This window comes from Eikenella glucosivorans, from assembly GCF_016025525.2.
Classification (GTDB): Bacteria; Pseudomonadota; Gammaproteobacteria; order Burkholderiales; family Neisseriaceae; genus Eikenella; species Eikenella glucosivorans.
The window spans coordinates 19357-31845 of the sequence record NZ_JACSGR010000007.1 but is presented as its reverse complement, the minus strand read 5'-3'; the positions used below and the strand labels follow the sequence as shown (position 1 = coordinate 31845).

Here is a 12489-nt window from a genome sequence, read left to right as displayed (position 1 = left end):
GCAGCCTTCCGTATGGGGTTGGAGGCTACCTGAAAAATGGGTCTCCCAAAAGGATAAGAAATCATGAAAACCCTCCTTCTCATCCGCCACGCCCAAAGCCACGCCAACGCCGGCGGCGCGCCGATGCCCGACCGCGAACTGCCGTTGAGCGACACCGGCCGCCGCCAAGCCGCCGAACTGCCCGACAGGCTGCCCGAAGGCCGCCGCGTGTTCGTGTCCCGAATGCGGCGCACCGGGGAAACCGCCGCCCCCTATTGCGCGCGCCACGGCATCGGGCCCGCCGTGCTGCCCTGCTTGGACGAATTTTCCTACTTGCCTTTCGGTCTGATTGCCCGCCTCCGCCCCGCCGAACGCCGGGTGCTCGCCCAAGACTATTGGCAGCGCGGCGATGTGCGCGAACGCGCGGGACAGGAAACAGACAGCTTTGCCGATTTCGATGCGCGCGTGGAAGCCTTTTTGCAGCGGTGGCACGAATGGCCGGACGGCAGCCTGATGTTCGGCCACGGCATCTGGATTGCCCTTTTGGCGTGGAAGCTTTTGGGTTTTCAGGCTGTCTCCTCCGCCGATATGGCCGCCTTCCGCGCCTTCCAAACCGCCCTGCCCATGCCCAACGCCGCCGTGTGGACGCTTTCCGGCCGCCGCCGCGAAGACCTGCGCCTCACTTTCCGAAGCGCGCCCGAGGCAGCCTGAAAGATTCGCCGTTTCGGAGTATGCTTGCGGTCGGACAGCGTATTGAAACCGTTTCCACATCGAGCATCATCCCCCCCAGTTTTTCAGGTAGCCTCCAAAATGATTCGAGATTATCTGAAAGGCTGCCTGAAAAAAGGAGCAGCCATGACCCTGCAACACACCCTCGAACGCCGCCGCTCCGTGCGCCACTACGCCGACACCCCCATCGGTGCCGACACTGTGCGCCAATGCCTGCGTCTCGCTCAGCTCGCCCCCAGCAGCTCCAATATGCAGCTTTACGAGTTCTACCACATCATCGACCCCGCCGTGTTGAAACGGCTTGCCGAAGCCTGCCTCGGCCAAAAAGCCGCCGCCACCGCGCCGCAGATGGTGGTGTTCGTTACCCGCCAAGACCTGCACCGCAGCCGCGCCCAAACCGTGCTCGATTTCGAGCGCGGCAATATCCGCCGCCACAGCCCGCCCGAAAAACAGGCCAAACGGATACAAAACGAAGAAAGCTACCGCACCAAGCTCATGCCCTTTGTGTATGCCCGCTGCTTCGGCCTGCTCGGCGCGTTCCGTAAGGCGCTGGCTTGGGGCATCGGCCTGTTCCGCCCCATGATGCGCGACGTGTCCGAAGCCGATATGCGTATCGTGGTGCACAAAAGCTGCGGCTTGGCGGCGCAAACTTTTATGCTCGCCATGGCCGAAGCCGGCTACGACACCTGCCCGATGGAAGGGCTGGACAGCCGCCGTGTGAAACGCATCCTGAACCTGCCGCGCGGCGCGGAAATCAACATGGTTGTGTCCTGCGGCATCCGCAAAGACGGCCACGGCATCTGGGGCGAACGCTACCGCCTGCCGTTTGACGAAGTGTACCGGCACGTCTGAAAGGCCGGCCATGCACCTCACTGCCCTCGACCATCTCGTGCTCACCGTGGCCGACATCCCTCGCAGCATCGCCTTCTACACCCGCGTGCTCGGCATGCGCGAAACCACCTTCGGCAACGGGCGCAAGGCACTGCTGTTCGGCCGCCAGAAAATCAACCTGCACCAGAGCGGTGCCGAAATCGTCCCGCACGCAAAGCACCCCGCCTGTGGCAGTGCCGACCTCTGCCTGCTCACCAGCACGCCATTGCCGCAGGTGCTGGCCGAATTGGCCGCCCACGGCGTGGAAACGCTTGGCGGCATTGTGCCGCGCACCGGCGCATGTGGCGCCATCCGGTCTGTTTACCTGCGCGATCCCGACGGCAACCTGTTGGAAATCAGCCGCTATGAAGGGGACTGAGTGAAGTTGCCGGGATCGTTTTAGCCCGGATATTTTTAGCTTCGCAGAAACCCCTGCATTCGTTTTAACTACGTTGAAGCTTACGCTTTCAGGTAGCCTTGGCGGGCAACACAGGCTACCTGAAAAATTGGTGGCAACAGTCGGGCATTCACGCCCACCCCTGTGACGCTATATTTTTCAGGTAGCCTTCCTTTCCAGGGCAGCTTGCCCGAAGGCATCAGTTTCCGCGGAGCTAATGATGCCTCGATCGAAATTGAGGCTGAGGTTTTGTGCAGCCCAAGCGCGTTCCAAGAAAGTCCGAATCCTGTTGCAACCACGCCGAACCGCGCCTAGATGCTCCGCCCGCCGCTGCGTTTGCCCGCCCAAATCGGCTATAATCCCCGCCTTCTTCCACGGCATCCGTCCGGCCCGGCCAAAGGCTACCTGAAACCCCGCATCATGACCCTCTGCATCATCCCCGCGCGCGGCGGCAGCAAGCGCATACCGCGTAAAAACATCAAGCCCTTCAACGGTAAGCCGGTGATGGCCTATTCCATCGAAGCCGCACTGGAGAGCGGCTGCTTTGCGCACGTGGCAGTGTCCACCGATGATGCGGAAATTGCCGCCGTGGCGCGGCAATACGGCGCGGAAACCCCGTTTGAGCGCCCGCCCGAATTGGCCAACGATTTCGCCACCACCGGCGCCGTGATGCGCCACGCTGTGGCCATGCTGCTGGCCGATGGGCTGCCGGAAAGCGGGCTGTCGCATTTTTCAGGTAGCCTCCGGTCGCCCCTGCCCGAAGTCTGCTGCCTGTATGCCACCGCCCCCTTCGTGCGCCCCGCCGACCTGCAACGCGGGCTGGAAACGCTGCGCCAAAGCGGCGGCGACTATGCCTTTTCCGTAACCGATTTCCCTTTTCCCATCCAGCGCGCCCTGCGGTTGAACGGGCAGGGCAGGGTGTCGATGTTTCAGCCGGAAAACTTCGCCGTGCGCTCTCAGGATTTGGAGCCCGCCTGGCACGACGCGGGGCAGTTTTATTGGGGCAGTGCCGAGGCCTGGCTGGCGGAAAAGCCGATTTTCAACAGCCGCGCTGCCGCCGTGAAGCTGCCGCGTTATCGTGTGCAGGATATTGATACGCCGGAAGATTGGGCGAGGGCGGAAATTATGTGGCGCGTGTTGCAGGAGCAGGGGGAATGAAATTCCTTATCCGCGCAGATGCTTCCCTGCAAATCGGCAGCGGACACATCATGCGCTGCCTCACGCTGGCGCACGAGCTCTCGCGGCGCGGCCACGAAGTGCGCTTTATCTGCCGCGCGCTGCCCGGGCATTTGGGCGCAACGATTGAGCGCGCGGGTTTCGACCTGGTGCTGCTGCCCGCGCCGCCGCAGGCCGGAAGGCTACCTGAAAATCGTGATGCGCCCGAACAGAACGCAGCAACGCACCCCCAGCCCGCCCACGCGCATTGGCTGCCCGTGTCGCAGGCGCAGGATGCTACCGATTGCCTGCCGCACATCCGCGCCTTCGCCCCGGATTGGATCATCTGCGACCACTATGCGCTCTCCGCCGAGTGGGAGCAGGCCGCCCGAGCCGCCGCCGGCAGCCGCCTGATGGTGATAGACGATTTGGTCGACCGCCCCCACGTTGCCGATTTGCTGCTCGACCAAAACCTCGACCGCACCCCCGCCGATTATGCCGGCCTCGTGCCTGCCGCCTGCCGCCTGCTCACCGGCACCCGCTACGCCCTGCTGCGCCCGGAGTTTGTACAATGGCGCGAAAAGAGCCTAGAGCGCCGTGCCGCCCGCGCCGGGAAAGGCTGCCTGCAAAATATTTTGCTGAACCTCGGCGGTGTGGATAAAGACAATCACACGCTCGCCGTGTTGCAAGCGTTTTCAGGTAGCCTGCCTCCAGATTGCCGCGTAACCGTGGTGATGGGGCGTACCGCGCCGCATACCGCTGCCGTGCAGGCTTTTGCCAACAGCGCGCCCTATCCCTGCCGTGTGCTGGTGGGAGCGGATAATATGGCCGAGCTGATGGCCGAAGCCGATTTGGCCATCGGCGCGGCGGGCAGCACTTCGTGGGAACGCTGCTGCCTGGGCTTGCCCACCATCATGCTGGTGTTGGCGGCCAACCAGCGCGGCGTGGCCGAAGCCTTGCAGCAGGCCGGAGCGGCGCAGTGTGCGGACATGGCTGATTTGCCAGCCGATTTGCGCCGCCTGCTGGCCGAGCCGCCTGCCGCTTGGGCAGAGCAGGGCCGCCGAGCCGCCGCGCTGTGCGATGGGCACGGCACTCGGCGTGTAGCCAACAATCTGGCCGATTTCGTTCCTGCCGTGCTGCGAGCCGCCCGGTCGGAAGACTGCCGCCGCTTATTTGAGTGGCGCAACCATCCCGACATCCGACGTTTTATGTTTGACAGCGCGGAGATCGCCTGGGATGGCCATCAGGCTTGGTTTGCCCGCCAGCTGGCCAACCCCGATTTCACCATGCTGCTGTATGAAACCGGTGGCGCGGCGCAGGGCTACGCCTGCTTCAAGCATCTGGGCAATGGCATCGGCGAATGGGGCTTCTACCTCGCACCCGATTGCCCGCGCGGCCAAGGCCACGGCAGCATATTGGGGCGGCTGGCGCTACAATACGCCTTCTCCCGCCTGAAGATGCGCGAAATATACGGCCAAGTGTTGCCACACAATTCCGCCAGCCTCGCCCTGCACCGCCGGCTTCATTTCCGAGAGGCGGATAAAGAAGCGGGTCAGGCGCAGTTGTTCGTGCTGCCTGCCGAAGAATTTTTGTATTGAACGCCAAACCCAGCTGCCTGCTAAGGCTACCTGAAAACGAATGCAGTGAGTTTCTGCGGAGCTAAAGCGTGAGCTTCAACGTAGTTAAAACGAACGCAGTGAGTTTCTGCGAAGCTAAAATTTCTATTGTCCAAACACATGAAACCCGATTTCCAAATCAACGGCCGCCCCATCGGCGCCGCCCACCCGCCCTACATCATCGCCGAAATGTCGGCCAACCATAACGGCAGCCTGCAAACCGCTTTCAAAATCATTGAAGAAGCCAAAGCTGCCGGCGCGGATGCCGTCAAAATCCAAACCTACACCGCCGACACCATCACGCTACGCAGCAACGCGCCCGATTTCCAAATCAAAGGCGGCCTGTGGGACGGCCAAACCTTGCACGAGCTGTATCAAAAAGCGCATATGCCCTGGGAATGGCACAAGCCCCTGTTCGATTATGCACGCGAGCAGGACATCACCATTTTCAGCTCGCCCTTCGATTTCACCGCGGTGGATTTGCTGGAAAGCCTCAATGCACCGGCCTACAAAATCGCCTCGTTTGAAGCCGTGGATTTGCCGCTGATCCGCTATGTGGCGCAAACCGGCAAACCGATGATTGTGTCCACCGGCATGGCCGATGCCGAAGAAATTGCCGAAGCCGTGGCCGCTGCGCGCGAGGGAGGCTGTAAAGAATTGGTACTGCTGCACTGCGTGAGCGGCTATCCCGCCCCGGCGGCAGACTACAACCTGCGCACGCTGCCCGATATGGCGCGGCGCTTCGGCGTGTCGGCGGGACTGTCCGACCACACGCTCGACAACACCACCGCCATTGCCGCCGCGGCGCTCGGTGCCTGCGTGATCGAAAAACATTTCACGCTGGATAGGAACGGTGGCGGCCCGGATGATAGTTTTTCTTTAGAACCGCAGGATTTGGCCGCGCTGTGCCGCGACAGCCGCACCGCCTGGCAGGCGCTGGGGCAGGCCGATTACGGCTTGAAATCCAGCGAGCAGGGCAATATCCAGTTCCGCCGTTCGCTGTATTTTGTGAAAGACCTGAAAGCGGGCGACATCATCGGTGCCGACTGCATCCGCAGCGTACGCCCCGGCTACGGGCTGGCGCCCAAGCATTACGACGCGCTCATCGGCAAACGCCTGCGCCGCGATGTGGCGGCCAATACGGCCACCAGCTGGGATTGCGTGGAAGGGTAGGAAAAATTTCAGGTAGCCTCAAGCCGTGTCCAGGGGCTACCTGAAAAATGCCAACATGAAGATTTTAAAAGACAGCCTGATCTACCTTACCGGCGAAATGCTGGCCAAGGCCATGCCCTTCCTGCTGCTGCCCTATCTCACGCGCAAGCTGGGCACGGCGGGCTTTGGCGAGCTGTCGTATTATCAGGCGGCTTTTTCGCTGCTGCTGATCGGCTTCGGCATGAGCCAAGACGGCGCGGTAACGCGTTATTACTATGTGTACGGACAGCGCAACCTGCACAGCGTGGTGTATGCCGGCGCGCTGTATACGGCGGCGGCGGCGCTGCTCGGCCTGTTGGCGGCTTGGCAGCTGCGCTCGCTACCGCTGGCGGCGGTGGTGTGCGCGGCGGCGGCGCAAACGGCCTTGGCTACGCAGCTGAGCCTGCGCCAATGCCGTAAGCAGGCGCTCTCTTATACCGCTATTCAGTTCGGCAGCAGCTTCTTCACCACCATGCTCACGGTGTGGTTGTTGGAAATGAGCGCGGATTATCCGGTGGAACGGCGCTTTTTTGCCTTGTTTGCCGGCAATGCGCTGGTGTCGCTGGCGGCGTATGGGCTGTATCGGCGCGGGGCAGGGAGGCAGGGCTTCAACCGGCGGCGGGTGCGGCAGGCGCTGGGCTATATCCTGGCTTTCGGGCTGCCGCTGGTGGTGCACCATGCGGGCAACTATGTGAAGGGGCAGTTTGACCGCGTGGTGATTTACCAGGGCTATCCGGCGGCCACGCTGGGCGTGTATTCGGCGGGCTACCAAACCGCCAGCGTGCTGGGTGTGCTGCTGCTGGCGCTGAACAAGGCCACGGTGCCGTATTATTACCAGGCTTTGCGCAGCGGCAGAATCACGGCAGCGATGGTGCGCCGCTGGTCGCTGCTCTCGCTCGCGGCGGCGCCGCTGCCGGCGCTGGCGGTGTGGCTGCTGCCGGAGCAGCTGTTTTTGTGGCTGCTCGGTGCGCAGTATGCGGGAGTGCATTATTATATTTGCCTGTTTCTGCTGGGCTTTGGTTTGATGGTGCCATATTATTTGCAGGTGAATTATTTGTTTTACCACGGGCAAAACCGGCGCATTGCCATGACTTCGCTGCTCTCGGCAGGCGGCTACCTGCTGGTGTTGCTGCTCACGGCGCGGGTGGGCATAGCGTGGGTGCCGCTGGCGATGATTGTCGGCAACGCGTTGATTTTTCCGATTTTGTATCGGCAGGTGAAACCGTATGGCTGATTTGGCAAACCTGATTATCTGCCTTACGCCCTTGCAGGCGCTGATGGCGCGGCGGCTGATTGAGCAGCATTCGCCGCAGCCTTTCGATTTGCTGATGCTGTGCTACGAAGATGCAGACAACGCTAAGTTCCGGCATTATTTTCAGGTAGCCTCCAAGCTGTGCCGCCGTGCCGAATACGCTTTGATTCCGCAAAGCAAATGGCGGCGCGAGCTGGGCCTGCCGCGCCTGTTGCGCGGGCTGGATGGGCAATACGCCACCGCCTTCGCCGCCAGCATCGACAACCCGAACGTGCAATATGTGCTGAACAAAATCCGCTTCGCCGCGCTGGAAACCTTCGATGACGGCACGGGCAACCTGATTCCCGGCAGCGTGCTCTACCGCAACAGCGGCAACCGCCAGCGCCGCCTGATGAACCGCCTGCGCGGCATCCGCCTGCAAACCGAAGAGCTGCGCCGCCTCTCGCAGCGGCACCATACGCTCTACCCCGGCCAGCCCAACATTGCCGCGCCCACCGTGCCGCTGGATTTGTGGGCGGCAGCCGGGCAAGAGCTACCTGAAAATGAGTGCAGCGAGCTCTGCCCAAATGAGCGAAGCGAGTTTCAGCGAAGTAAAAACGGGGTAGTGAATGAGTTTGGCTCAAACGAAAGGCTACCTGAAAAAAATACCGCCAGCGCGGCCGCCCCCAACGCCGTGCCCGCCCGCACCCGCCGCATCCTGCTCGGTCAGCCGCTGCTGCCGGATGCCGCCGGCAACGTCGCGCTGGCCGAAACACTGCTGCGCCGATTTGGGATTGGAGAATATTTCCCACATCCGCGCGAAACCTACCGCATATCCAGTGCGCAATATATTGCCAGCCCGCTGATTTTTGAAGATTATTTGCTGGAATGCCTGCGCACCGAGCCCGATACCCGCTTCGAGGTGTACCACCTCATCAGTACCGCCGCGCTGAATGTGTATGCCTTCCCGCGCACCGCCGTGTATGCCGTGCGCCCCGCGCAGGCCGCGTTTCAAACGCCTGCCGCCGTGCGGATTTACGAAGTGATGGCGCAGTTGGGCATTCCGATTATTGATTTAGAAGACCACACCGAATGAGCAGCGCCTTTCTAATCCTGTGCCACCGCCCGCCGCTGTATTGGCTGAGGCTGGCCGAGCGCCACCCCGAAATCCGCCTGCTGCTGCATTATGATGCCAAGGCAGACATCGGCGCCTTGCCGCCCCTGCCGCCGAATGCACAGCTTATCCCGCAGCGTGTGAACATCCGCTGGGCGGGCTTCAGCATGGTGCAGGCCACGCTGCACCTGATGCGCGCCGCGCTGGCCGATGAAAGCATCCGCTTTGCGCACCTGGCCAGCGGCAACTGCGTGCTGCTGAAAACGCCGGCGCAAATCGAGCGCGAATTTGCCGAGCTGCCGCGCGGCAGCCTGCTCTTGGCATGCCGGCCTGAGCCGCGCCTGCGCTACCGCGTGCGCTTTAATACGCCGCATGCCGACACCGCTTGGCAGCGCAGTCTGCCCGGCAAGCTGCTCACCAAAATTTTTCAGGTAGCCGATAAAGCCCTGCCCGCCACGCAAACGGCCTATGCCGGCAGCCAATGGTTTTCTGCCGACCGCACCGCCTTGCAAACGCTGCTGGATGCGGCAAATGACCAGGCCTGCGCTTTCTTCCGCAAGAAGCTTTGCCCGGACGAGCATTTCTTCCAATATCTGGTGAAAAGGCTACCTGAAAACGAGCGCAGCGAGTTTCGCCAAAACGCAGGGCTTACCCTGTTCCCCAATAACCGCCGTCACATCCGTTTCGCCCCGGGCAGCAATCACCCCGATACGCTGGCTTTGCCCGAGCTGCACGCCCTGCGAAACAGCCCGAATTGGCTGGCACGCAAAGTGAGCGACGACACCGCGCTGCGCTTTTTGGCTGAAACGGAAGGGGAAACAGCATGACGGCGCAAGTGCAAAGCCGGCTTTCAGACAGCATTTTGGTGGGAAACACACCGCCGTTTTCCGTGCTGATGTCGCTGTATGCGCGCGAACAGCCGGAGTATCTGCGCCAATGTTTGCAAAGTTTGGCCGAGCAAATGCTGATGCCGGATGAAATCGTGCTGGTGTACGACGGAGGGCTACCTGAAAATTTGGAAGCGGTTGCGGCCGGTTTTTCAGGTAGCCTGCCGCTGAAGGTGGTGCGGCTGCCACAAAATGTGGGGCTGGGGCGGGCGCTGAATGCCGGTTTGCAGGCCTGCGCGCATGAATGGGTGTGCCGCATGGATACGGATGATGTTTGCCACCCCGAGCGTTTCGCGCGGCAACTGGCCTTTGTGGCGGCGCATGGGCAGATTGATGTGTGCGGCAGCCAGATTGACGAGTTTGAGCATACGCCCGATGATGCCGCGCACAGCCGCCGCGTGCCCTGCGCGCATGAAGAGATTGCGCGTTTTGCCAAAAGCCGCAATCCTGTCAACCACATGACGGTGTGTTACCGCAAATCGGCGGTGCTGGCGGCGGGCAACTATCGGCACGCGCCGCTGTATGAGGATTATGATTTGTGGGTGCGCATGCTGTTGAGCGGCTGCCGTTTCGCCAACCTGCCCGAAGTGCTGGTGTATGCGCGCGCGGGCAACGAGATGTACCGGCGGCGCGGTGGCTGGGCGTATGCGAAAAACGAGCTGGCCATGCAGTGCCGCTTTTACCGTGCGGGCTTTCTGAGCGGGGCGCAGTGGGCGAAAAACGTGCTGCTGCGGCTGCCGGTGCGGCTGCTGCCCAACGGGGTGCGGCAGTGGGTGTATCGGGTGTTATTGAGAAAATAATTTCAGGTAGCCTGTGGGATTCAGCCAACTGCCAAACGAGAAATAAAGAAAATAATGAAAACGATAAAAATGACCCTGCGCTTTGTCGCGGCCGCCTTGGTGATTTTGATTGCGCCGGCGTGGTGGTTTTGGCCGCCGCGCGAGCTGTCGCACCCCACGGCCACCAACCTTTCCAGCTACAGCCTGCTCCTGGCCGGCCTGCTGCTTTCCTATGCTTTGAGCCGCAACCTCACGCGTTTCCCCGGCGAGCGCTCCAAGCTGTCGGTGATTCCAGTGTCGGCCATCGGGCTGGGGCTGCCGCTGGTGTTTGCCGCCATGCTGCGCTTGCCGTATTCGGTGTATTACCTGGCGGCGGGTTTCGCGCTCACGGTGTTGTATTTGTTTGCCGAAACCTGGCTGGAAAAGCGCCACATCCGTCATCTGTACTACATCGATGTGGCAGGCATGCGCGATTTGCCGCAGCTCTCCAACATCCGCTGGCACGAGCTGGCCGAGCCGAGGCTGCCTGAAACCGCCCGGGTGAACACGGTGGTGACCAATCTGCACGCGCCCGATTTGGGGGCGGAATGGCAGCGCTTCTTGGCCGACTGCACCCTGCGCGGCATCGCGGTTTACAACATCAGACAGGTGGAAGAATCGCTCACCGGCCGCGTGAAAATCCGGCATATGTATGAAAACGACTTGGGCTCGCTGCTGCCCAGCCCGGCTTATATGGCCATCAAGCAGGCGCTGGAAAGCCTGTTGGTGATCGCCAGCCTGCCGCTCACGCTGCCGCTGATGCTGGCCACGGCGTTGGCCATCCGCCTGGAAAGCCCGGGGCCGGTATTGTTTGTGCAAAACCGTGTGGGGCGCGGCGGACGAGAGTTTAAGATTTATAAGTTCCGCAGCATGGTGTGCGATTCGGAAAAACACGGCGCGCAGTTGGCGCAGGAGGGCGACGCGCGCGTGACCCGCACCGGACGATTCATCCGCAAAACCCGCCTGGACGAGCTGCCGCAGTTTTGGAACATCGTTAAGGGCGACATGGCGCTTATCGGCCCGCGCCCTGAGCAGAAAGTGTTTGTGCGGCAGTTTGAAGAGAGCATCCCGTTCTACAGCTACCGCCACATCGTGCGCCCCGGCCTCTCCGGCTGGGCGCAGGTGATGCAGGGCTACGCCGGCAACACCGACGAAACCCAAGTGAAAATCGAGCACGATTTCTACTACATCAAGCACTTTTCCTTTGCGCTGGACGTGCTGATCCTGTTTAAAACGCTGAAGACGATCATCACCGGATTCGGTGCGAGGTGATTTTCAGGTAGCCTCTTGCTCATTGAAAGGCTACCTGAAAACTTGAAAACGAGCGAAGCAAGTTTCTGCGAAGCTAAAACGAGCGAAGCAAGTTTCTGCGAGGCTAAAACGAGCGCAATCAGTTTCGGCCAAACCAAAAGACAATAGAAAGGAAAGCCATGCCCACCATCCTCATCACCGGCGGTGCCGGCTTTATCGGCTCGCACACCGCAGTCGAGCTGCTGCAAGCCGGCTGCCGCGCCGTGATTTTAGACAATTTATGCAACGCTTCCGCGCAGGTGCTGCCACGCATTGCCGAGCTGGGCGGCAGCGAGCCCGTGTTTTACCGCGGCGACATCCGCGACCGGGCCCTCCTGAAGCAGATTTTCGCCGCACACCGCATCGACACCGTGATGCACTTTGCCGGGCTCAAAGCCGTGGGCGAGAGCGTGCGCGAGCCGGTGAAATACTACGACAACAACGTTTCAGGTAGCCTGATCCTGTTGGAAGAAATGCTCGCCGCCGGCGTGAAAAGCATCGTGTTCAGCTCCTCCGCCACCGTGTATGGCAGCCCCAAGCGCATGCCGATCACCGAAAACATGCCCACCGGCGCCACCACCAACCCCTACGGCACATCCAAACACATGGTCGAGCGTATTTTGCAAGACACGCAGGCCGCCCATCCCGATTTGAGCGTGATTTTATTGCGCTATTTCAACCCCATCGGCGCCCATCCCAGCGGCCGTATCGGCGAGCAGCCCAACGGCATCCCCAACAACCTCCTGCCCTACATCTGCCAGGTGGCCGCGGGCAAGCTGGCCGAGCTTTCCGTGTTCGGCAGCGACTACCCCACCCGCGACGGCACCGGCGTGCGCGACTACATCCACGTGGTCGATTTGGCGTGCGGTCACCTCAAAGCCATGCAGGCCAAGGCACGGCAAGCAGGCGTACACATCTATAACTTGGGCACGGGGCAGGGCTATTCCGTGTTGGAAGTCATCCGCGCGTTTGAAGATGCCAGCGGGCAAAAAGTGCCCTACGCGCTCAAACCGCGCCGCAGCGGCGATATCGCCGAATGCTATGCCGACCCGGGCAAAGCCGCCACCGAAACCGGCTGGCGGGCACAGTTCGGCCTGGCCGACATGATGCGCGATTCCTGGCACTGGCAGCAGGACAACCCGAACGGATTTGAAGGTTAAGCGGGCAACACCCGGCAAGCATCCCCTTTCCGGAAACCGGCAAGGGGTTTTC

Annotated in this window: 13 protein-coding genes; 12 read left to right on the top strand and 1 reads right to left on the bottom strand. The window is 61.5% G+C overall.

Annotated elements, in window-relative coordinates:
* The first annotated feature begins 63 nt into the window (after positions 1–63).
* The 3 genes from H9Q10_RS09400 (at position 64) to H9Q10_RS09390 (ending at position 1957) form a co-directional block, all read left to right on the top strand.
* Positions 64–690 carry a histidine phosphatase family protein gene (locus H9Q10_RS09400; RefSeq protein ID WP_197903709.1) on the top strand — a complete coding sequence of 209 codons (627 nt, stop codon included), beginning with the start codon at positions 64–66 and terminating at the stop codon, positions 688–690.
* A 144-nt stretch (positions 691–834) separates the two neighbouring features.
* Positions 835–1560 (top strand): nitroreductase family protein, encoded by a 726-nt coding sequence (locus H9Q10_RS09395; RefSeq protein WP_197903708.1) that lies wholly within the window; start codon positions 835–837, stop codon positions 1558–1560.
* 10 nt (positions 1561–1570) lie between these two features.
* Positions 1571–1957, top strand: a complete 387-nt coding sequence (locus H9Q10_RS09390; RefSeq protein ID WP_197903707.1) for a VOC family protein — start codon at positions 1571–1573, stop codon at positions 1955–1957.
* An 80-nt stretch (positions 1958–2037) separates the two neighbouring features.
* On the opposite strand, the gene H9Q10_RS09385 is transcribed toward H9Q10_RS09390, so the two are convergent.
* Positions 2038–2175 carry a hypothetical protein gene (locus H9Q10_RS09385; RefSeq protein WP_197903706.1) on the bottom strand — a complete coding sequence of 46 codons (138 nt, stop codon included), beginning with the start codon at positions 2173–2175 and terminating at the stop codon, positions 2038–2040.
* Positions 2176–2290: 115 nt separating this feature from the next.
* On the opposite strand from H9Q10_RS09385, the gene pseF reads away from it, so the two are divergent.
* The 9 genes from pseF (at position 2291) to galE (ending at position 12437) form a co-directional block, all read left to right on the top strand.
* Positions 2291–3133: a pseudaminic acid cytidylyltransferase gene (gene pseF / locus H9Q10_RS09380; RefSeq protein WP_238480187.1), complete on the top strand. Its 843-nt coding sequence runs from the start codon at positions 2291–2293 to the stop codon at positions 3131–3133.
* Positions 3130–4728 carry a UDP-2,4-diacetamido-2,4,6-trideoxy-beta-L-altropyranose hydrolase gene (gene pseG / locus H9Q10_RS09375; protein ID WP_197903705.1) on the top strand — a complete coding sequence of 533 codons (1599 nt, stop codon included), beginning with the start codon at positions 3130–3132 and terminating at the stop codon, positions 4726–4728. The genes pseF and pseG overlap by 4 nt, the downstream gene beginning before the upstream one ends.
* Before the next feature lie 138 nt (positions 4729–4866).
* On the top strand, positions 4867–5919 hold the full coding sequence (gene pseI, locus H9Q10_RS09370) for a pseudaminic acid synthase (protein WP_197903704.1): 1053 nt from the start codon (positions 4867–4869) through the stop codon (positions 5917–5919).
* Positions 5920–5974: 55 nt separating this feature from the next.
* Positions 5975–7171 carry an oligosaccharide flippase family protein gene (locus H9Q10_RS09365; protein ID WP_197903703.1) on the top strand — a complete coding sequence of 399 codons (1197 nt, stop codon included), beginning with the start codon at positions 5975–5977 and terminating at the stop codon, positions 7169–7171.
* Positions 7164–8264, top strand: coding sequence for a glycosyltransferase family 52 (locus tag H9Q10_RS09360; RefSeq protein ID WP_197903702.1), 1101 nt, complete (start codon positions 7164–7166; stop codon positions 8262–8264). Before H9Q10_RS09365 ends, H9Q10_RS09360 begins: the two co-directional genes overlap by 8 nt.
* The gene (locus tag H9Q10_RS09355) at positions 8261–9109 is read left to right on the top strand and encodes a beta-1,6-N-acetylglucosaminyltransferase (protein ID WP_197903701.1); all 849 of its coding nucleotides are present in this window, start codon (positions 8261–8263) and stop codon (positions 9107–9109) included. Before H9Q10_RS09360 ends, H9Q10_RS09355 begins: the two co-directional genes overlap by 4 nt.
* Positions 9106–9969, top strand: coding sequence for a glycosyltransferase family 2 protein (locus H9Q10_RS09350; RefSeq protein ID WP_197903700.1), 864 nt, complete (start codon positions 9106–9108; stop codon positions 9967–9969). Before H9Q10_RS09355 ends, H9Q10_RS09350 begins: the two co-directional genes overlap by 4 nt.
* Positions 9970–10023: 54 nt before the next feature.
* The gene (locus tag H9Q10_RS09345) at positions 10024–11259 is read left to right on the top strand and encodes a sugar transferase (RefSeq protein ID WP_197903699.1); all 1236 of its coding nucleotides are present in this window, start codon (positions 10024–10026) and stop codon (positions 11257–11259) included.
* Positions 11260–11417: 158 nt separating this feature from the next.
* On the top strand, positions 11418–12437 hold the full coding sequence (gene galE, locus H9Q10_RS09340; RefSeq protein ID WP_197903698.1) for a UDP-glucose 4-epimerase GalE: 1020 nt from the start codon (positions 11418–11420) through the stop codon (positions 12435–12437).
* The last annotated feature ends 52 nt before the right edge of the window (positions 12438–12489 follow it).

Coding starts and splice junctions, on each gene's coding strand:
- H9Q10_RS09400 (WP_197903709.1), top strand. CDS start 64: ATGAAAACCCTCCTTCTCATCCGCCACGCCCAAAGCCACGCCAACGCC.
- H9Q10_RS09395 (WP_197903708.1), top strand. CDS start 835: ATGACCCTGCAACACACCCTCGAACGCCGCCGCTCCGTGCGCCACTAC.
- H9Q10_RS09390 (WP_197903707.1), top strand. CDS start 1,571: ATGCACCTCACTGCCCTCGACCATCTCGTGCTCACCGTGGCCGACATC.
- H9Q10_RS09385 (WP_197903706.1), bottom strand. CDS start 2,175: ATGCCTTCGGGCAAGCTGCCCTGGAAAGGAAGGCTACCTGAAAAATAT.
- pseF (WP_238480187.1), top strand. CDS start 2,291: ATGCTCCGCCCGCCGCTGCGTTTGCCCGCCCAAATCGGCTATAATCCC.
- pseG (WP_197903705.1), top strand. CDS start 3,130: ATGAAATTCCTTATCCGCGCAGATGCTTCCCTGCAAATCGGCAGCGGA.
- pseI (WP_197903704.1), top strand. CDS start 4,867: ATGAAACCCGATTTCCAAATCAACGGCCGCCCCATCGGCGCCGCCCAC.
- H9Q10_RS09365 (WP_197903703.1), top strand. CDS start 5,975: ATGAAGATTTTAAAAGACAGCCTGATCTACCTTACCGGCGAAATGCTG.
- H9Q10_RS09360 (WP_197903702.1), top strand. CDS start 7,164: ATGGCTGATTTGGCAAACCTGATTATCTGCCTTACGCCCTTGCAGGCG.
- H9Q10_RS09355 (WP_197903701.1), top strand. CDS start 8,261: ATGAGCAGCGCCTTTCTAATCCTGTGCCACCGCCCGCCGCTGTATTGG.
- H9Q10_RS09350 (WP_197903700.1), top strand. CDS start 9,106: ATGACGGCGCAAGTGCAAAGCCGGCTTTCAGACAGCATTTTGGTGGGA.
- H9Q10_RS09345 (WP_197903699.1), top strand. CDS start 10,024: ATGAAAACGATAAAAATGACCCTGCGCTTTGTCGCGGCCGCCTTGGTG.
- galE (WP_197903698.1), top strand. CDS start 11,418: ATGCCCACCATCCTCATCACCGGCGGTGCCGGCTTTATCGGCTCGCAC.